The organism is Acidovorax sp. FG60, from assembly GCF_057808995.1.
On sequence record NZ_JBMDJC010000005.1, the window covers coordinates 15,257 to 34,583 of the forward strand.

Consider the following 19,327-nt stretch of genomic DNA (forward strand, 5'->3'; position numbering starts at 1 on the left):
GCCCGGCCCCGTAAAATCCGCCGATGCTCACAGCCAAAAATGAATTGCTCGCTGCGCTTGCAGCCGAGCTGGAAGTCCTGTCCCCTGGCGCTGGCGCCAAGGCGGCGTTTGAATCCCCCAAGGTGGCGGCCCATGGCGACTTCGCCTGCACCGCCGCCATGCAACTGGCCAAGCCGCTCAAGCTCAATCCCCGCGCCTTGGGTGAACAGCTCAAGGCCGCACTGGAGGCCACGCCCGCCTTCACCCGCTGGGTGGATGCCATTGAAATCGCCGGACCGGGCTTTCTGAACATCCGCTTGAAGCCAGCCGCCAAGCAGGAAATCGTGCGCGAGGTGCTGGCCGCTGGCGAGCGTTTCGGCTATCAACCCGACAACGGCCAGCGCGTGCTGGTCGAGTTTGTCTCGGCCAACCCCACCGGCCCCCTGCACGTGGGCCACGGCCGCCAAGCTGCTCTAGGCGATGCGATCTGCAACCTGTTCAGCACCCAGGGCTGGAAGGTGCACCGCGAGTTCTATTACAACGACGCGGGCGTGCAGATCGATACGCTGACCAAGAGCACGCAGCTGCGCGCCAAGGGCTTCAAGCCCGGCGACGACTGCTGGCCCACCGACAGCGACAACCCGCTGGCCAAGAACTTCTACAACGGCGATTACATCGCCGACATTGCCGAGGCCTTCAAGGCCAAGGCCACGGTGAAGGCCGACGACCGCGAGTTCACGGCCAACGGCGACGTAGAGGACTACGACAATATCCGCCAGTTCGCCGTGGCCTACCTGCGCAACGAGCAGGACAAGGACCTGCAGGCGTTCAACCTGCACTTTGACGAGTACTACCTGGAGTCCAGCCTGTACACCAGCGGCCGCGTCGAGGCCACGGTGAACAAGCTCGTCGCCAATGGCAAGACCTACGAGCAAGATGGCGCGCTGTGGCTGAAAAGCACGGACTACGGCGACGACAAGGACCGCGTCATGCGCAAGCAGGACGGCTCCTTCACCTACTTCGTGCCCGATGTGGCGTACCACATCGCCAAGTGGGAGCGTGGCTTCACGAAGGTCGTCAACATCCAGGGCACGGATCACCACGGCACCATTGCCCGCGTGCGCGCGGGCTTGCAAGCGGCCGACGTGGGCATTCCGCAGGGCTACCCCGACTATGTGCTGCACACCATGGTGCGTGTGGTCAAGGGCGGTGAAGAGGTCAAGATCAGCAAGCGCGCAGGCAGCTATGTCACGCTGCGCGACCTGATCGAATGGACCAGCAAGGACGCCGTGCGTTTCTTCTTGCTCTCCCGCAAGCCCGATACCGAGTACACCTTCGACGTGGACCTGGCCGTGGCGCAGAACAACGACAACCCCGTGTACTACGTGCAGTACGCGCATGCCCGCATCCAGTCGGTGCTGCGCGCGTGGCAAGAGGCTGGCGGTGGCAACGTGGCTTCGCTGCACGACGTCGATCTGTCGGCTCTCGAAGGCCCACAGGCCCAGGCGCTGATGCTGCAGCTGGCCAAGTACCCCGAAATGCTCACGGCTGCGGCCGACGGCGAAGCCCCGCACGATGTGACCTTCTACCTGCGCGACCTTGCCGCCAGCTACCACAGCTACTACGACGCCGAGCGCATCCTGGTGGACGACGAGGCCGTGAAGAAGGCTCGCTTGGCGCTGGTCGCCGCCACCGCGCAGGTATTGCACAATGGCCTGGCCGTGCTGGGCGTGTCGGCTCCAGCCAGAATGTAAGCAGTCACTATGAAGAAACAACAGACGGGCGGGACCATCGTCGGCTTTATCGTTGGGGTCATCGTGGGCCTGGGCGCTGCCTTGGCTGTGGCGGTGTACGTGACCAAGGTGCCGGTGCCCTTCCTCAACAAGGGCAATGGCCGGGGCGTGGACATGGACGCCGCCGAGACCCAGAAGAACAAGAACTGGGATCCCAATTCGCCTTTGTATGGCAAGAATCCGGCTCGCCCGGCAGCCCCGCCCGCTGTGGCTGCCTCGGCGCCCACCCCAGCCGCGCCGGATGCGCGGGCTGTGGCATCGGCGCCCGCACCCAAGCCCGCTGCCAGCAAGCCCGAGGCCAAGGCTGAAACCAAGCCCGGCGCCGACCCGCTGGGCGATCTGGCCGTGGCCAAGGCTGCTGCCAAGGGCAATCTGGACCCGTTCGACTACTTTGTCCAGGCCGGGGCTTTCCGCACCCAGGCGGACGCCGATGCGCAGCGCGCCAAGCTGGCCATGCTGGGCTGGGAGGCCCGCGTGAGCGAGCGTGAGCAAAATGGCCGGGCGGTGTTCCGCGTGCGTGTGGGGCCGTTCACCAAGCGCGACGACGCCGAGCAGCTCAAGGAGAAGCTCGATGGCGCCGGTCTGGAGTCGGCGCTGGTGCGCGTGCAGCGCTGATGCGCCAGACTTCGGGTGGCTGAACTTTTTGCGGGGGCATGGCTCACATCCCCCAGACCTGTAACAGGAGAGTCTTTGTCATGAAACGCCGTGAGTTTTCTTTGTCCGCCGCCTCGGCGGTTGCCGCTTCCGCCCTGACGTTGCCAGTGGCCACCCCCGCGCTGGCTCAGGCCCGCCAGTTCAAGGAGGGCAAGGACTTCCGGCGGCTGGACAAGCCGGTAGCGCCCGACGCGCCTGCGGGCAAGGTCGATGTGATCGAGTTCTTCTGGTACAGCTGCCCCCACTGCAACGCTTTTGAACCCGCGCTCGACGCCTGGGTCAAGGCCGCCCCCAAGGACCTCTCCGTCCGTCGTATGCCCGTGGCCTTCAACGCGAGCTTTGTGCCGCAGCAGAAGTTGTACTACGCCCTGGAAGGCATGGGCAAGCTCGAAGCCCTGCACGCCAAGGTGTTCCGCGCCATCCATGTGGAAAAGCAGAAGCTGGCCAAGGACGACGAAATTTTTGCCTGGGTGGCCCAACAGGGTGTGGACGCCGCCAAGTTCAAGGAAATCTACACCTCGTTCAGCGTGTCCAACCAAGTTCGCCGTGCTTCGCAACTGCAGGACGCCTACGGTGTGGAGGGCGTGCCCTCGATGGGTGTGGCGGGCAAGTTCTACACCGATGGCACCATGGCGGGCAGCATGCAAAACGTGCTGCAGGTGGTGGAACATTTGGCGACAGTGGCCCGCAAAGGCTGACGGTTTTCGCCCGGCCGCCGGTTCCCATTGGCAAAAGCCCGCACATGCGGGCTTTTTTCATGGAGGAACGCGACGGGGTGGCTACAATGATTGCAAGATTCGTGCCCTATGAACCATCGCCTCCTTCCGATCCTCCTGCTCGCGGCCCTGGCCTGCACCTTCGGTGTGGCCCATGCCGAAAAGGCCGACCGCGCCAAGCCCATGAACATCGAGGCGGACGCTTTGCGCCACGATGAACTCAAGCAAACCAGCGTGTTCTCTGGCCGCGTGGTCATGACCAAGGGCTCCATCGTGCTGCGCGGCGCGCGGCTGGATGTGCGCCAGGATGCCGATGGCTACCAGTACGGTGTGGTCACGGCAGAGCCCGGCAAGCGCGCTTTCTTCCGGCAAAAGCGCGACACCCTGCCGGGAGCACCCGACGAGTTCATCGAAGGCGAGAGCGAAGTCATCGAGTACGACGGCAAGGCCGACAACGTGCGCTTCATCACCCGTGCCGAGCTGCGCCGCTACCGGGGCGCTGTGCTCAGCGACGAGATCACAGGCGCCGTGATTGTCTACAACAACCTGACCGACGTGTTCTCCGTGGACGGCAAGCGCACCGCCACCAACGCTGCGGGCGATGCCCCCGCACCAGGCAGCCGCGTGCGCGCCGTGCTGGCCCCCAAAGATCCACCGCCCGCTGCGGCGGCCCCCGAGGCGGCGTCCCCGGCCTCAGCCCCGGCGCTGCGCCCCAGCAACAGCCTTGGCGGCGGCGCCAAGTGAGTGGGCCCGCTGTGAGTACCGGTCCTGACACTCAGGCGGGTAGCCGCCTGGGGCCTGATTCCCAGGCGGGCAGCCGCCTGGAGGTGCAGCACCTGGCGAAGTCTTATGGCAGCCGCAAGGTCGTCAAGGACGTTTCGCTGGTCGTGCAAAAAGGTGAGGTCGTGGGGCTGCTCGGCCCCAACGGCGCGGGCAAGACCACCTCGTTCTACATGATCGTGGGCCTGGTGCGCAGCGACGAGGGAGACATCCGCATCGACGGCCAATCGGTGGCCCACATGCCCATCCACCGGCGCTCGCGCCTGGGCCTGTCGTACCTGCCTCAGGAAGCCTCGATCTTTCGCAAACTCACGGTCGAAGAGAACGTGCGCGCCGTGCTGGAACTGCAGCGTGGTGATGACGGCCAGCCGCTCTCGCGCGACGCCATCGAGGAGCGCCTGACGGCCCTGCTGCAGGAGCTGCGCGTGGACCACCTGCGCGCCTCGCCCGCCATGGCCCTGTCCGGTGGCGAGCGCCGCCGCGTCGAGATTGCCCGGGCCCTGGCCACTCAACCGCGTTTCATCCTGCTGGACGAGCCCTTTGCCGGCATCGACCCCATTGCCGTGATCGAGATCCAGCGCATCATCGGCTTCCTGAAGGCGCGGGGCATCGGCGTGCTCATCACCGACCACAATGTGCGCGAAACCCTGGGCATCTGCGACCACGCCTTCATCATCAGCGATGGCCGCGTGCTCGCGCAGGGCACGCCGTCCGAGATCGTGGACAACGCCGAGGTACGACGTGTTTACCTTGGCGAACACTTCAGGATGTGATGAAGCCTGGACTCTCGCTGCGCGTCTCGCAGCATCTTGCATTGACCCCCCAGCTTCAGCAGTCCATCCGGCTGCTGCAGTTGTCCACGCTCGAACTCTCGCAGGAAGTCGAGCAGATGCTCGACGAAAACCCGTTCCTCGAACGCAATGCCGACGAAGCTCCGCGCGAGGAGTTTGGGCTCGAAGCCGCCGACACGCCCGCGCAGCCCGATGAGTACAGCGCCGATGATGCTATATTTTCAGGAGCTAACAGCGCAAGCAGCACAAGCGCTGAAGGCCAAAATGATGCTGAAACACCGAGTGCTGGCGCTGACGAGCCTGACTGGAGCGGTGACGGCACGGTAGAAATGGCGCCCAACGACGCGGAGTGGGGCGGGGATGCGCCCGCCCGCAACCGCAACGACTCCGAAGGCGACGAGGCCGACGCCACCGAGCTGGCCCGTTCGCATGAATCGCTGACCGCCTTTTTGCACCGTCAGGCACTGGCGCTGCGCTTGTCAGAGATTGACCGCGCAGCGCTGCGTTTTCTCATTGAATCGCTCAACGACGACGGCTACCTCGAAGAGCCGCTGGAAGAGCTGGCCATCAGCCTGGCCGGGCCGGACGACCTGGAGCAGATTGAAGAGCTGGTGCACCGCTTCACCGTGGCCCAGCGCCTGCTGCAAAGCCTGGAGCCCACCGGCGTGGGTGCGCGCAACCTGGCCGAATGCCTGACGCTGCAGCTCACGGCGCTGGCTGCCGACGAGGACAGCGATGCTGACCCCGACACGGTGCAGACCGCGCTGCGCATTTGTCAGCAGCCGCTGGAGATGCTGGCCCGCCGCGACATCCGCCGCCTGACGCAGCTGTGTGGCGACGGCGAAGAGCGCACCCGCGCCGCCATGGCGCTGATCGCTCGCCTGGAGCCTCGCCCCGGCCGTCGCTTTGCCGACGTGGAGCGCAACATCATCATTCCCGACGTCATCGTGCGCAAAGCCGGGCGCGCTAACGGCCGCGACGGCCAGCACAACTTCATCGTCAGCCTCAACCCCGATGTGATGCCGCGCTTGCGCGTGCACGACATCTATGCTGGCGCCCTGCGCGGCCACAAGGGCGGCGAGGGCCACCAGGGCATGCAGCAGCGCCTGCAGGAGGCGCGCTGGTTCATCAAGAACATCCAGCAGCGCTTTGACACCATCCTGCGCGTCTCGCGCGCCATCGTGGAGCGGCAAAAAAGCTTCTTCACCCACGGCGAGTTGGCCATGCGCCCGCTGGTGCTGCGCGACATCGCCGACGAACTGGGCCTGCACGAATCCACCATCAGCCGCGTGACCACCGCCAAATACATGGCCACGCCAATTGGCACGTATGAGCTGAAGTACTTCTTTGGCTCGGGCCTGGGTACCGAGACCGGCGGCAACGCGTCCAGCACCGCCGTGCGCGCCCTCATCAAGCAGTTTGTGGCCGCAGAAAGCCCCGCCAAGCCGCTGTCCGACAGCCAGATCGCCGAGATGCTCAAGGAGCAGGGCATCGAGTGCGCACGCCGCACCGTGGCCAAGTACCGCGAGGCGCTCAAGATCGCGCCGGCCAACCTGCGCAAGGCGCTGTAGGTACCCCGGTTGGGGGCGCATGGCTCGCCCTGTTTGAATTTTTCGTTTTTCTATCCGCCACCCCACCATGGCCCGCATCGTCTTCGACCTCCCCCCGCACTTCGGCTTTGCCACCGAGCTGCAGATCTACATCAGCCACGTGAACCAGGGCGGGCACCTGGACAACGCGCAACTGCTGAGCCTGGTCTCTGAAGCGCGGGTGCGCTTCTTCCAGTCGCTGGGCTACCCCGAGGCCGACGTGGGCGGGCTGTCCATCGTGGTCGGCGACATCGTGGCGCAGTACAAGTCCGAAGGTTTCCATGGCGAGACCATGCGCGTGGAGATGGCCCCGGCGGACTTCAACCGCTATGGGTTTGACCTGGTCTTTTGCATGACCGAGAAGACCTCAGGCCGCGAGGTGGCGCGCGGCAAGATCGGCATCGTCTTCATCGGCAAGGCCGACCGCAAGGTGGCGCCGATCCCCGAATCCATCCGCCAATTGCTGCTGGCCCGCGCGGGAACGCAGGATTCCCACGCATTGTCTGAGCGCGTATCCTCCCCATCGACATGAACCAACTCCAACTTTTTCTCCCCTGCGCCGCTGGTGTGGAGGGCTTTCTGGCCGATGAGGTGCATGGCATCACCGGCCTCACGGGGCAAGACCTGCTGGTCGGCCGCGGCGGCGTGCTGCTGCGCGCCTCGTGGCGCGAGGCGCTGCTGCTCAACCTGCACAGCCGACTGGCCCAGCGCGTACTGGTGCAGTTGGCGCACCGCCCGTACCGCTCCGAGAACGATCTCTATGCCATGGCCAGCGACGTGGCCTGGGAAATCTGGTTCACCACGCGCCAGACCTTCAAGGTCGAGGTGACGGCCCAGCACAGCCCGTTGCAGAGCCTCAACTTCGCAGGTCTCAAGGTCAAGGACGCGGTGGCCGACCGCTTCCGCGCCAAAAGCGGTGTGCGGCCCGACGTGAACACCCAGTGGCCCGATGTGCGCATCCACCTGCACCTGACCACCGACGAGGCCACGATCTACATCGACACCTCGGGCGAGCCGCTGTTCAAACGCGGCTGGCGCGAGGACAAGGGCGATGCGCCACTGAAAGAAACCCTGGCCGCCGCCATGATTGCCGCCAGCGGCTGGGACCCGCATGGCGACAACCCCCAGCCGCTGTACGACCCCTGCTGCGGCAGCGGCACCATCGTGATCGAAGCCGCGCAGATCGCCTGCCGCATCCCGGCGGGCATGCTGCGGCGCTTTGCGTTCGAGAAGCTGCTGCCGTTCCAGGCCCATGTCTGGGATGCTATTAAAAACGAAGCTGAAAGTGCAATACAGAAAAGCGCTGTGCCCCTGTTTGGCAGTGATGTGGCCTTCCGCATGGTCGACTTTGCGCAGCGCAATGCTGAGCGCGCAGGCGTGGCCGATGCCGTGCAGCTGCGCGGCGGCGACGCCCTGCAGCGCATGCCACCGTGCGACCAGCCTGGCGTGATGCTGCTCAACCCGCCCTACGGCGAGCGCATTGCTGCAGCCGGTGCCGCGGGCCGCAACGCCAGCGAGCGCGCCGCCGACCGCGCCCAGGGCATGGCCGTGGGCCGCGAAGAGGCGCAGACCGAGGATGGCGGCGAATTCTTCAGCCAGCTGGCCTCGCACTGGAAGAAGAACTACGCTGGTTGGCAGGCCTGGATGCTCACACCCGACCTCAAGCTGCCCGGCAAGATGCGCCTGAAAGAATCGCGCCGCGTGCCGATGTGGAACGGCCCCATCGAATGCCGCCTCTTCCGCTTCGACATGATCAAGGGCGCGGTGCGCGACCGTGCTGCAAAACCCGCCCCTGACAACGACCCGCGCAATGCAGGTTGAACTGCGCCTGCCCGCCGAGGCCGCACCGGGCGAACCCGCCCGCCCTGTGGTGGTGGACACCAACGTCGCGCTCGACCTGCTGATCTTCAGCGACCCGCGCACCGCCCCCCTGCGCGCACTGCTGGCCCAAGGGCGCCTGGCCTGGATAGCGACCCAGGTCATGCGCGACGAACTGGAGCGCGTGCTGGCCTATCCGCACATCGTTGGGCGCATGGACTACTACCGCGTGGATGCAGCGCAGGTACTCGCTGCATTTGATGCGCAGGCGCGGCTGGTGGAGATCGCGCCCAAGGTGCCCTATGTCTGCAAGGACGCGGACGACCAGAAGTTCATCGACCTGGCGGCGGCACACCGGGCGATTTTGCTGAGCAAGGACAAGGCGGTGATCTGTATGCGCAAGCGCTTGATGAATTTCGGGGCGGATGTGGCGACTGCGCTGGTGCTGGAGGCGGGGGTAGCAGCACTTGCGGTTTGATAGTCCTGCCAAGTCTTCGACAAGATCGTGGGGACTGTTACCCTCCGATGATCGTTTGTCACCGCACATGAGTTCAAGGCGGCACTTCCTCTGGCATACCGCTGGCGCTGTCTCATTTTTTGCGAGGCCGTCTTTGGCTCAAAGTCTTCCGTCGTCAATCCTTCGTGATCTCCCCTGGTCTTTTTCTGAGCCGTCTTGCCAGGATGTGGAGACTTTGCTCTCAGCCCTGCGTGAGTACAGCAGGAGCATTGGACAAAGCCTGGATGAGCAGGAGCTCCAGAGGCAGTTTCCGGGCAGGACGTTGGACGTGACCTATGCGTACTGGGTTCGGGATAACGGTGGCGTTTGGACCGAATTGAGCGCTACGGTTCAGATTCGCAGGGACCACAACCCAACCTATGCAGAGGTGCTGTTCCTTTTGCACCAGGAGGCCGCGCACCTGCTGGCTGACCAGGATCACCATTTTTTTGAGGGGCTGGTGCTGTCTGCAGATCCGTTGTCAGACACGCCAAGGTACGAAATGCTGCTGGGAAGTTGATCGTAAGTTTGGTGGGATGGGTGGGCGCAGTCGGACCTGCCACGTTGGCAATCCAAGCCCTGGAAATCAGGACGTCAAAACCTTCTTCAAATACACCAGCTGAAATCCCTGGATGTAGTTGTCGATGTGCCCAAACTCCTCATAGCCCTGTTTAAGATAGAACTCGCGCGCCTGCCACTCAAAGGTGTTCAGCGTCACGCTGTGCGCGCCCAGGTTGCGGGCTTTCTGTTCTGCCGTGGCCAGCAGGTTCCGGCCCACTCCATGGTGCCGGGCGGCTTCGTCCACAAACAGCAGTTCCACGTTCAGCCACTCCAAAAACACGAATCCGCGCAGCCCGCCTACCAATTCTCCCTGCGCGTCACGCGCGCTCACCCACACCGGCTGGGACTGGCCGTACTCACCGACGAACCCGTAGTTGAATTGCCGCATCCGACGGCCTAAGACGCCGGAGTGAACTTCTTCTGCTGTGGGTGTGTAGATCTCAAAGTCGGTCATTGCGGAAGTCATGTAGGTCGCGTTGGCGAAGCGTAACCCGACCTGCTCTCATCGGGCGAAGCTGCCCCGCCGTCGCTTGAGCCGCCGCGCTCAGCTATCAAATCTGAAGTCCGCTGCCGCGTGCAACTCCCAAGCCCCTTCGCCCTTGAACTCCAGCACGTGCGTGTGGTGTTTGAGCACGGCGGGGCGGTGGGCGATGCTGATGAGGGTGGTGCCGCTGGCGCGCAGGCGTTCGTAGAGGGCGGTTTCGTTGGCGCTGTCCAGCGCGCTGGTGGCTTCATCCAGGATGACGATGCTGGGCTGGCGCGCCAGCACGCGGGCAAAGGCCAGGCGCTGTTGCTCGCCCACGGACAGCAGTTTCTCCCAGTCGTAGGACGCGTTGAGCCCACCCACACGCTCGGACAGTGATTCGAGGTGCACCTCCTGCAGCAGCTCCAGCAGGCGTTCGTCGCTCAGCGCCGTCTGCTTGCTCGGGTAGATGATCTGGCTGCGCAGTGTGTCAATCTGCATGTAGGGGCGCTGGGGCAGGAAGAACATGTCTTCCAGGGGCGGGTGCTGCACGGTGCCACTGCCCGTGTGCCACAGGCCGGCAATGGCACGCAAGAGCGAGCTTTTGCCGCAGCCACTCGGGCCGGTGATGAGCAGCGCGTCGCCGGGCTGTAGCTGCAGCGAGAGGTCGGCCACGAGCAGGCGACCGAAGTGGGGGGTGTAAAGCGAGAGCCCTTCGATGGCCAGCGTGTCGCCGATGCGGGTGGTGATTTGCGGTGGGGGCTCGGAGGGGTCGTGGGCGTTGATCGCGGGCGTCGCATCGTCCGCAGGTTGGCCTGCTGGGGCGGGCTCGGCCCAGGGGGTGGGCGCGGCAGGGGTTTTGAGCACGACCTGCGACAGGGTATGGAGCCGGTCGATGCCCGCCACAAACCGGCTCAGGCTCTCGAAGTTGTCCACGATGAGCGAGATGGCGCCCAGCACGGCGGCAAAAGCGCCTGCCGCCTGTATGGCCCGGCCCACCTCCAGCTCACCCGACAGCACCGCATTGGCCAGGAGGATGCTGGGCAGGATCAAGGTGAGCTGGCTGAAAGAGCGCTGGTACAGGTTGAGCGAGAGCTGCTTTTTGATGAGCCGGGCGAAGTTGGTAAACGCAGCCTCGAACCGGTGGTCGATCTGCACGCGCTCCTGGGGTTCGCCCCGGTAGAAGGCGATGGATTCGGCGTTTTCGCGCAGCCGCATCAGCCCGAACCGGAAGTCTGCCTCGCGGCGGATCTGCCAGAAGTTCAGCCGGATCAGCGGCGCGCCAAAAAAGTACAGCGCCCCGAAGGTGCCCAGCAGGGCATACACCGCCAAAAAAGCCACCAGCGTCTTGGAGATGGACCACAACACCGCGCTGAACGCCACCAGCTGCATCAGGGAGCCGATGAAAATCAGCAGGAAGTGCGTGGACCGGCTTGTGAAGGTGTTGATGTCTTCGCTGATGCGCTGGTCGGGGTTGTCGATGTCGCCGCCAGCGCCGATCTCGTAGTACTTGCGTTCGCTCAGATAGCCATCCAGGAAACGGTGGGTGAGCCAGCGCCGCCAGTGGTTGGAAAACGCATCGCGCATGTAGTAATAAAAGGCGTACACCGGCACCGCGAATGCCAGAACAACAAGGCTGGTGCGCACCGCGATCCAGAAGCGGTCAGCCTGCTTGGCCGCCAGGGCCGATGTCATCTCCCCCGTCTTGTCGATCAGCATGACGGCCAGCTGGGTCTCGCACACCATCAGGGCGATCAGCAGTGCCATCAGGCCCCAGGCGGTGCGCTTCTTGTCGCCTGCCCAGTAGGGCCGGGCCACGCCCATGAACTGCTTCCAGGCAGCCCGCGACAGGGTGGGCGGTCGGCTGCGGCGGGTCTTGTCGGAGGTGGTGGGCAAGGGCGTGGGCTCAGGGGCGGCTGGGCTGGCAGCGGCGGGCAGTGGCATGGAAAGAAGGGAGGGCTGGAGGAAGCTCCACCTGAACGATAGGCGGTCAGCGCGCTTGCCGCTGTCAGCGGACAACCACAGCTTGATAGGAGCGGCCGCGTTTCATCTGCTTAGCAACTCGTACGCCGCCCGCACCCGCTGCAAATCCCGCCCCAGCCTGCGGCTTTCCGGCAGAAGCCCCATCCACCCCATCCGCCGGACGCTGGTCGCCAGCACCGCCCGCATCTCCGCGCTCTCCTGCCCCACCCACGCCACCCAGCGCTCGCGCCCCTCGGTCAGCGTGCCGCTGGTGTGCAGGTAGATCGCGGTGGAGTGCGCGTAACACAGCGCATCGCGCACATGGCACACCGCCAGGGGCAGCACGGCGGCGGGGTCGTCCTCAAAGTCGATGCAGGCCACTTCGCCATCGGGGCAGCGCACCATGTTGCGAGCAAAGGCCTGGCTCAGGCAGGTGCCTTGGCGGTGCACCTGGGCCAAGGTGTCCAGCCCCTGCTGCCACAGCGCCAGAACGGTGGCCGTGTCACCCGCCTGTACGGCATGGTCGATCTCGTTGCCCAGCGAATGAATCTCTTCCCCCGTGTGGCCCAGGTGGAGCATGGCAAAACCATGGGGCAAGGCAGCCAGCACCACGGGCACGCGGATGCCGCGCGCGGCCAGGTCGCGCAGGCGCTGCACTTCGGTGGCTATGGCCGCAGGGCCGCCGGGGTTGGGCACGGGGCGCAGGGCGTCCAGCCGCAGCAGGGCAGCCAGCGCGGCCATGGCACGGTAGCGGCCCATGCCGTGGGGTGCACCCGCACGCTTGATCCAGATCTGCTCATCGCCCAGTACGTGGGCCATCACGTTGTGCGGCTGGGTGGCCAGCTGCTGCTGCAAAAAGGCGGCGTAGTCCGGGGCGGCGGTGTGGGTGGGGGCGGATGCGTCCATCGTCAAGTTCATACAGCGGCGTCCCCCGCCACGGCCGCTGCGGTGCCCGCGGCTGCTGCGTGCACCAGCTCGACATGGTGGGGGATGGAGGGTTCCAGTTCAGGCTCGCTGGCCTGAAAGCTGTGCGCGCTGGCCAAGGGCCAGTACAGGCGGAACACGTTGTGCTGCGCGTCCAGCGGGCCCAGCAGCGCGCCCGGTTGCATGCGCGTGATGAGGTTGGACAGCAGGCGCACCTCGGTGTCGCTGATGCGGCGCACGATGTGGTGGGCTGTGATGTCCTTGGGGTGGCGCAGCCCGGCGGCCTGCACCAGCTCCTGCAGCGCGTGCAGCGTGCTGCGATGAAACTGCGCCACGCGCGTGGCCTTGTCGGGCACCACTAGGGCCTGCTGGCGCAGCGGGTCTTGGGTGGTCACGCCGGTTGGGCAGTGGCCGGTGTGGCAGTTTTGCGCCTGGATACAGCCGAGCGCCATCATGAAGCCACGCCCCGCGTTGCACCAGTCGGCGCCCAGCGCCATCATGCGAGCGATGTCGAAGGCGCTGATCACCTTGCCCGCGCAGCCAATGCGCACGCGGTCGCGCAGGTTCACGCCCACCAGGGTGTTGTGCACCAGCAGCAGGCCCTCTTGCAGCGGTGCACCCACGTGGTCGGTGAATTCCACCGGTGCCGCGCCCGTGCCGCCCTCGGCGCCATCGACCACGATGAAATCGGGCGTGATGCCCGTGACCAGCATGGCCTTGACGATGGCAAACCACTCCCACGGGTGGCCCAGGCAGAATTTGAAGCCCGTGGGCTTGCCGCCCGAAAGCGTGCGCAGTTTGGCGATGAACTGCATCATCTCGACCGGCGTGCGGAAGGCGCTGTGGCTGGCGGGCGAGATGCAGGCTTCGCCTTCCTTCACGCCGCGTGCGGCCGCAATCTCGGCCGTCACCTTGGCGCCGGGCAGCACGCCGCCGTGGCCGGGCTTGGCGCCCTGGCTCAGCTTCAGCTCGATCATCTTCACCTGTGGGTCGGTGGCGCTGGCTGCAAAACGTTCTTCGCTGAAGGTGCCGTCGGGGTTGCGGCAGCCAAAGTAGCCCGAGCCGATTTCCCAAATCAGGTCGCCGCCGTGCACGCGGTGGTGCTGGCTGATACTGCCCTCGCCCGTGTCGTGCGCGAAGCCGCCTTTTTTTGCACCCTGGTTCAAAGCCAGGATCGCATTGGCCGACAGCGCACCAAAGCTCATGGCCGAGATGTTGAACACGCTCGCGTGGTAAGGCTGGGTGCAAGGCGCCACAGACGGCGACGGCGCATCGGGGTTGCCGCCGATCCACACGCGAAAGTCATGCGACGGCAGCTGTGTGGGAGCGAGCGAGTGGTTCACCCATTCATAACCCTGCGCGCCCACGTCCAGGTGCGTGCCGAAGGGGCGGTTGTCCGGGTCGCCCTTGGCGCGCTGGTACACCAGCGAGCGCTGGGCGCGCGAAAACGGCGCGGCCTCGCTATCGCTCTCGATGAAATACTGGCGCACCTCGGGCCGCACATATTCGAGCATGAAGCGGATGTGCCCGATGACCGGGTAGTTGCGCAAAATGGCGTGGCGCGACTGCTGCAGGTCGTACACGCCCACTGCTACCAGGGCAGCAAACACCAGCACCACGGGCAACCCCACGTGAAAAGCCACCAGCGCAAACAGCGACAGCAGCAGCCCGAAAACGCACAGCGCAAAGGCCGTGTAGCGCACCGGGTACAGGGAGTTCAGTTGGTGGAGCATGGGGGTCCTGGTTCTGGTGGCGGTGCGAGAGGGGGCTACACTGGCCGCCTTTTTATCGGGTTGCCATGTTGCGCAAGGCGCTTTTGAGGCCCGGCACCACCCCGGGTCGCCGTACCTCCGCCGCTACACCAGCGCCACGGCACAAGGCCTGCGCATCATAAAAGTAAAACAATGTTTTACCGCCCCCGCTTTCTCGCTTGACGACCGGAGCCCCCCATGACCGAACCCACATCGCCCACTCCCTCCACCGACGATCTTGATGACCCCGCGGGCGCCCCGGCGGCCGCACTGGGCCCTGAAGAGCTGGAAGAGATCGACAACATCCTCGACGACCTGCGCTCGCGCGGCGAGGAAATCCCGCAGTGGGAGTTCTGCGACGGTTTCATGACCGCGCTGATCTGCAGCCGCCGCCCCATCGCCCCGGCCGAGTACCTGCCCATGCTGCTGGGCGACGGCGCCGAGCTGGATGTTGCCGAAGGCGACTCGCTGCCCCAGTTGCCCGCCTTTGCTGACGCCGCCCAGCAGGCGCGCTTTTTAGAGCTGTGGAATCGCCGCTGGGCCGAAATCGTGACCCAGCTCGACACCGACGTGAAGACGCTGGACGACGACCGCACCTTCCAGCCCGAAGCCATGGACATGCGCGGCGCCGTGGCCAGCCTGACCGACGAGCAGCGCGCCGAAATGGGCGACGACCAGGAGATCCCGTCCTTCGGTCAGGTGTGGGCCCTGGGCTTCATGTTTGCCGTGGAAAACTGGCCGGAGGACTGGGCCGCCCCGCGCGACAAGGAAGCCGCCAAGTGGCTGGATGACGCGCTGGACCGCATCGTTGCCCTGACCGAAGACGACACCGGCAAGCCCGAAGTCTGCATGTACGACGAAGACGGCCCACCCAGCACCAGCCAGGCGCGCGTCGAGGCCTTCGGCGAAGCCATCTGGGCCGTGTACGACCTGCGCCAGTTGTGGAAGAGCATGGGCCCGCGCGTGGAGACCGTGCGCAAGGCGCCCGAGCCGGGGCGCAACGACCCGTGCCACTGCGGCAGCGGCAAGAAGTACAAGAAGTGCCACGGGGCTTGATCTTGTTGGGCAATTTGCTATTGATTGGATAGCTATTGGCGCTTGATGGATAAGCGCTAGAGCCTATTTTTATCTGAAATTCCTCGCAGCGCGCCTTCGGGCGCGCTTTGTTTTTTGCAGGGCACACCGCATGAACCCTTCCACCCTGACCCGCCTGCGCGCCGAATGGGCGCCCAGCATTCCGCGCGAGCTGCTGGCCGGGGCTGTGGCCACCTTTGCGCTCATCCCCGAAGTCATCGCCTTCTCCTTCGTGGCGGGCGTGGACCCTTCGGTGGGGCTCTTCGCCTCGTTTGTCATCAGCCTGGTCATCGCCTTCACCGGCGGGCGGCCTGCCATGGTGTCGGCGGCGGCAGGCTCGGTGGCGCTGGTGGCTGCGCCGCTGGTGCAGTCACACGGGCTGGGCTACCTGCTGGCGGCGGGGCTGCTGGCAGGCGCGGTGCAGGTGGCGTTTGGGCTGATGAAGCTGGGCGTGTTGATGCGCTTCGTGTCCAGCTCGGTGCGCACGGGCTTCGTCAATGCGCTGGCCATCCTGATCTTTGCCGCGCAACTGCCGCACCTGCACGGCGCCAGCACGGCCACCTGGGGGGCGCTGGCGTTGGGGCTGGCGCTCATCTACGGCCTGCCGTGGCTGGGCCAGCGGCTGGCATGGCCTGCGCTCACTGCCATTCCGTCACCGCTGATCTGCGTGGTGGTGCTCACGGTGCTGGCATCGGCGCTGGGGCTGCACCTGCCCATGGTGGGTGACCTCGGCAAACTGCCCGACGCGTTGCCTGTGTTTGCGCTGCCGCAGGTGCCCGCGTCGCTCGACACCCTGCGCATCATCCTGCTGCCCGCGCTGGCGATCGCCATGGTGGGCCTGCTTGAATCAGTGCTCACCGCCGCCGTGGTCGATGAGCTGACCGACACCCCCAGCGACAAGAACCGCGAATGCGCGGGGCTGGGCGTGGCCAACATCGCGGCCAGCCTGTTCGGCGGCATTTCGGGCTGCGGAATGATCGGCCAGGCCGTGGGCAACGTGAAGTACGGCGGGCGCGGGCGCCTGTCCACGTTGTTTGCCGGGGTGTTTTTGCTGATCCTCATGGTGGTGCTGAAAGACTGGGTATCCAAGGTGCCGGTGATTGCGCTGGTGGCCATCATGGTCATGGTGTCGGCCGAAACGTTCGACTGGAAGTCGCTCGGCGCCCTGGTGCGCCACCCGCGCCTGTCCAGCGCCGCCATGCTGGCCACGGTGGTCGTCACCATCGCCACGCACAACCTGGCGGCAGGCGTGGCCGTGGGCGTGGTGCTCAGCGGGGTGTTCTTTGCGTTCAAGGTCTCGCACATGCTGGAGGTGCGCGTGCGCGACGATGCGGATGGCGCCGATCACGCAGATGGCGCTGGTGCCACGGCCTTGGGCCAGCGCACTTGGCGCGTGTCCGGCCAGGTGTTTTTTGCCTCGGCCGACGCGTTCATCGAGGCGTTCGACGTGCTCGGCGCCGAGGGCCGCGCGGTGGTCATCGACGTCACACACGCCCACTTCTGGGACATCACCGCCGTCGCCGCGCTCGACAAGGTGGTGGAGCGCCTGCGCCACCATGGCTGCACGGTGCAGGTGCTGGGGCTTAACGAAGCCAGCGCGGTGCTGATTGATCGGATGGGAAGCGATGTCGCACCGGCCCGTGCGAAAGGAGGGGTGGGCGGTTGAGCGGGGTGGGGGCCGCTGGCGTTTTAGCGAAGGCGACCAGCCCCGCAGCACACCCAGCAGGCCCAGCGCTTGGCTGCCGGCCCTTTTGTCGCCGTGCACAGCATCGCCACATGTCCTGTCGCAATGCTCCGTGCCATTGCGGCAGTGGCAAGAAGTACAAGTGTGTTACGGGGTTGGGGTAGGAAAACTACTGATTTGATAGCTGCTGACGCTTATTGAATAAGCGCTAGAGGCCAATTGGGCTTGATTTTTCCACTGCTGCCCGTTGCAGATGTGAGGGCGGGGTTTAAGGTGGGTAGCTGCCTGTCGCTGATCGATCACAGTGATAGGGCGCCTTGGGCCCTAAGCAGCCGGTGGACGAAACTACCGCAGACTCACTACCCACTGGCTTGACGTCCAAACCGCGCTGTCTCAGTGCCCGGTGCCTGCCTACTGGCAAGCTATAGTTTGCTGAGTTGATGCTTGCCGGGCTTGACGGGAATTTTTATACCTGCGTTTTTGAACAGCGCACTGACCGCAAGCCCAATCTGCAAGCCATTTTCAGGAGGAATCAGTGTCCAGAATATTCCGCACGGTCCAGTTTATCCCGCAGGTTTTGCGGGATACATCACGTTAAGGCTCATGGGACCGCATCGCGTGAACATCATCAATGTGCTGCAGCTCATTGCGGCGCCAGCGGATCAGTTGCGATACCAAGCCAATGCCCCGGTTAATGTCGCGAACGAGCTCGTGAACCAATGGTTTGATGATTTCTACCACCCGACTTCGCCCCCGTTCGCCTCCGAGTTCTCCGGCGAAGAGCTGGAAAGGCTCGCCGAGTTCAACAGGTTCTTCGACGAGCGGGTTAACTTGCTTCCGGACTCTCTGGCAGAGATGATGAAAGTGGCGGCATGGTCTGAGGTGGTCGCCAAAGCGAACGCGGTTCTGGCAGTCTGCGGCTGGCAAGAAGTGCAGGCGCGATATGAGCTTTAACCTGCCATTCGAGCGGACCGCCTTCGGCGTCCGCTCGCTTTCACGTTAGGCCTCACAAACCACATGTCTATGCGCCTGCGCCTTATTCTTCTTTCGGCATCCCTCCTCCTAGCAAACTCGGTGGGCGCCCAGACGTCCAAGGATCTTGCTCTTATGGGCAGAGTCTCCTGGTCTGCGTTCGAGTGTTCATCCCTCGCTTCGGTCATGAACGAGGACAAAGATCAGGAGCGACTTTTCGCCCTAGGCTATCAGCAGGGAAAGGCCTTCATCGACGCGCTCCAGAAGAATCGAATCGAACTCAAGGACCGAAATGAGCAGGTGCCCAGCGGCTTCCTGCTACTACTTCAGGGCCCAACACCGGACTTTGTGCTTGGTCGCGTGTTCGAGTCGGCGCAAGAAAACGCGCTAAAGGATGTCATCACTCCGGACGGCATCACCTCCAAAGACCTTCAAGCCACGCTCGCAAGGAGCAAGTTCACAAAGCAGAACTGCAGTCTTCTGCGCGCTGTGCGGTGAGGCCTAACCCCTCGGTCAATCTGACCCGCTACGGCAAGCCTTGTACCCGGCCTGAGCCAGTCGTACTATCGACTCAGTCCGGGCTTACAAGCCCTGCCTCCACGGGCAGGTTACCTCGAACGTTAGGCGTCTGCTTTCATCTGCGGCCACAGACCGCTCTTGGCCGAAATCTGAACTACGAACGGGCGCGCAAGAGATGATGCGGCTCAACGGTATCGTGCTGAATTGTCAAACCTGATGATGAGCTAGGGCCTCCATCCAGCGCCTCATTAATCTGCAGCAGCACTTTCCAGTGCGGTGTGGCTTGAAGTGCCTGCTGAATCGCGGAAACAAGCTCTGCTGTAACGAACCCCAGACGAGAGATGTAGACCTTGAGAGACGGCCCCTCATAATCGTCGTCGAGTATCCAATAGTCGCCCTCGCCGTAAGCGTCTTCCTTGCCAAACTGAATGAGGACAGCGTCAAGGGCGCGAATCAAAGCTTCCCATTCCTTGAAGTGCTGGCTTTGCTTCGCCACACCAACACCAGTTTCCTGGCTTGGTTGTGCGACCACCATGGCGTCCCAAACATCGACGCCATAGCGCTGCTCTATATCAGGGCTCACACGCTCAAACGCTGCACGCAACTCTTTATCGCTAACCTCTTCGTTTGATCTCCCCTCACGAGCCGCTTCGGCCGCAACGGCTAAGTCGTGTCGCAGCGCATCAATGTCCATTGACGCGCGCAGTTGGTTCAGGTGGTCGTTGTCGCGAATTGGCATGGTGTCTGAAGGTCTGCTTCTGGCCGAATTGAGCCGATGCACGGCATGCCGAAAATACCTGC

The 19,327-nt window shown here is 64.4% G+C and carries 20 protein-coding genes; 15 read left to right on the top strand and 5 right to left on the bottom strand.

The genetic code is table 11. The features are described 5' to 3' along the window. Positions 1-23: 23 nt before the first annotated feature. The 10 genes from argS (at position 24) to ACODS0_RS09050 (ending at position 9,136) form a co-directional block, all read left to right on the top strand. On the top strand, positions 24-1,733 hold the full coding sequence (gene argS / locus ACODS0_RS09005; RefSeq protein ID WP_218301424.1) for an arginine--tRNA ligase: 1,710 nt from the start codon (positions 24-26) through the stop codon (positions 1,731-1,733). Positions 1,734-1,742: 9 nt separating this feature from the next. Beyond that, positions 1,743-2,387, top strand: a complete 645-nt coding sequence (locus ACODS0_RS09010; RefSeq protein WP_055397987.1) for an SPOR domain-containing protein — start codon at positions 1,743-1,745, stop codon at positions 2,385-2,387. An 80-nt stretch (positions 2,388-2,467) separates the two neighbouring features. Beyond that, on the top strand, positions 2,468-3,124 hold the full coding sequence (locus ACODS0_RS09015; RefSeq protein ID WP_055397989.1) for a thiol:disulfide interchange protein DsbA/DsbL: 657 nt from the start codon (positions 2,468-2,470) through the stop codon (positions 3,122-3,124). A gap of 108 nt (positions 3,125-3,232) precedes the next feature. Beyond that, on the top strand, positions 3,233-3,886 hold the full coding sequence (gene lptA / locus ACODS0_RS09020) for a lipopolysaccharide transport periplasmic protein LptA (RefSeq protein ID WP_055402492.1): 654 nt from the start codon (positions 3,233-3,235) through the stop codon (positions 3,884-3,886). 11 nt (positions 3,887-3,897) lie between these two features. Continuing rightward, positions 3,898-4,695 (top strand): LPS export ABC transporter ATP-binding protein, encoded by a 798-nt coding sequence (gene lptB, locus ACODS0_RS09025; protein ID WP_055402495.1) that lies wholly within the window; start codon positions 3,898-3,900, stop codon positions 4,693-4,695. Continuing rightward, positions 4,695-6,284 (top strand): RNA polymerase factor sigma-54, encoded by a 1,590-nt coding sequence (locus ACODS0_RS09030; protein WP_121508307.1) that lies wholly within the window; start codon positions 4,695-4,697, stop codon positions 6,282-6,284. Before lptB ends, ACODS0_RS09030 begins: the two co-directional genes overlap by 1 nt. Before the next feature lie 67 nt (positions 6,285-6,351). Then, entirely contained in the window at positions 6,352-6,834 is a 483-nt protein-coding gene (locus ACODS0_RS09035; RefSeq protein ID WP_121508308.1) for an acyl-CoA thioesterase, read from the top strand. Further along, positions 6,831-8,123 (top strand): THUMP domain-containing class I SAM-dependent RNA methyltransferase, encoded by a 1,293-nt coding sequence (locus tag ACODS0_RS09040; RefSeq protein WP_488834395.1) that lies wholly within the window; start codon positions 6,831-6,833, stop codon positions 8,121-8,123. Before ACODS0_RS09035 ends, ACODS0_RS09040 begins: the two co-directional genes overlap by 4 nt. Beyond that, the gene (locus tag ACODS0_RS09045) at positions 8,113-8,598 is read left to right on the top strand and encodes a putative toxin-antitoxin system toxin component, PIN family (protein ID WP_218301428.1); all 486 of its coding nucleotides are present in this window, start codon (positions 8,113-8,115) and stop codon (positions 8,596-8,598) included. The genes ACODS0_RS09040 and ACODS0_RS09045 overlap by 11 nt, the downstream gene beginning before the upstream one ends. A 307-nt stretch (positions 8,599-8,905) precedes the next feature. Further along, positions 8,906-9,136 carry a hypothetical protein gene (locus ACODS0_RS09050; RefSeq protein ID WP_147433794.1) on the top strand — a complete coding sequence of 77 codons (231 nt, stop codon included), beginning with the start codon at positions 8,906-8,908 and terminating at the stop codon, positions 9,134-9,136. Positions 9,137-9,202: 66 nt separating this feature from the next. Here ACODS0_RS09050 and ACODS0_RS09055 read toward each other — a convergent pair whose 3' ends face one another. From ACODS0_RS09055 to ACODS0_RS09070, 4 genes are all read right to left on the bottom strand, one after another. Further along, a complete protein-coding gene (locus ACODS0_RS09055) occupies positions 9,203-9,631 on the bottom strand; it encodes a GNAT family N-acetyltransferase (RefSeq protein ID WP_055402480.1) in 429 nt (142 codons plus the stop codon). 90 nt (positions 9,632-9,721) lie between these two features. Then, a complete protein-coding gene (locus ACODS0_RS09060) occupies positions 9,722-11,584 on the bottom strand; it encodes an ABC transporter ATP-binding protein/permease (protein WP_488834398.1) in 1,863 nt (620 codons plus the stop codon). 102 nt (positions 11,585-11,686) lie between these two features. Then, positions 11,687-12,508 (bottom strand): BUD32 family EKC/KEOPS complex subunit, encoded by an 822-nt coding sequence (locus ACODS0_RS09065; protein WP_488834399.1) that lies wholly within the window; start codon positions 12,506-12,508, stop codon positions 11,687-11,689. Between the two features lie 8 nt (positions 12,509-12,516). Next, positions 12,517-14,259, bottom strand: a complete 1,743-nt coding sequence (locus tag ACODS0_RS09070; protein WP_488834402.1) for an FMN-binding glutamate synthase family protein — start codon at positions 14,257-14,259, stop codon at positions 12,517-12,519. A gap of 216 nt (positions 14,260-14,475) precedes the next feature. Between ACODS0_RS09070 and ACODS0_RS09075 the strand changes: the two genes are divergently transcribed. From ACODS0_RS09075 to ACODS0_RS09095, 5 genes are all read left to right on the top strand, one after another. Continuing rightward, positions 14,476-15,333 (top strand): UPF0149 family protein, encoded by an 858-nt coding sequence (locus ACODS0_RS09075; protein WP_488834403.1) that lies wholly within the window; start codon positions 14,476-14,478, stop codon positions 15,331-15,333. Between the two features lie 130 nt (positions 15,334-15,463). Beyond that, positions 15,464-17,017 carry a SulP family inorganic anion transporter gene (locus ACODS0_RS09080; RefSeq protein WP_488834405.1) on the top strand — a complete coding sequence of 518 codons (1,554 nt, stop codon included), beginning with the start codon at positions 15,464-15,466 and terminating at the stop codon, positions 17,015-17,017. 110 nt (positions 17,018-17,127) lie between these two features. Next, on the top strand, positions 17,128-17,199 hold the full coding sequence (locus ACODS0_RS09085) for an SEC-C metal-binding domain-containing protein (RefSeq protein WP_488834746.1): 72 nt from the start codon (positions 17,128-17,130) through the stop codon (positions 17,197-17,199). A gap of 454 nt (positions 17,200-17,653) precedes the next feature. Further along, positions 17,654-17,989 (top strand): hypothetical protein, encoded by a 336-nt coding sequence (locus ACODS0_RS09090; RefSeq protein ID WP_488834407.1) that lies wholly within the window; start codon positions 17,654-17,656, stop codon positions 17,987-17,989. A 204-nt stretch (positions 17,990-18,193) separates the two neighbouring features. Then, positions 18,194-18,505, top strand: coding sequence for a hypothetical protein (locus ACODS0_RS09095; protein WP_488834409.1), 312 nt, complete (start codon positions 18,194-18,196; stop codon positions 18,503-18,505). Between the two features lie 175 nt (positions 18,506-18,680). On the opposite strand, the gene ACODS0_RS09100 is transcribed toward ACODS0_RS09095, so the two are convergent. Then, positions 18,681-19,265: a hypothetical protein gene (locus tag ACODS0_RS09100; RefSeq protein WP_488834411.1), complete on the bottom strand. Its 585-nt coding sequence runs from the start codon at positions 19,263-19,265 to the stop codon at positions 18,681-18,683. Positions 19,266-19,327 lie beyond the last annotated feature (62 nt).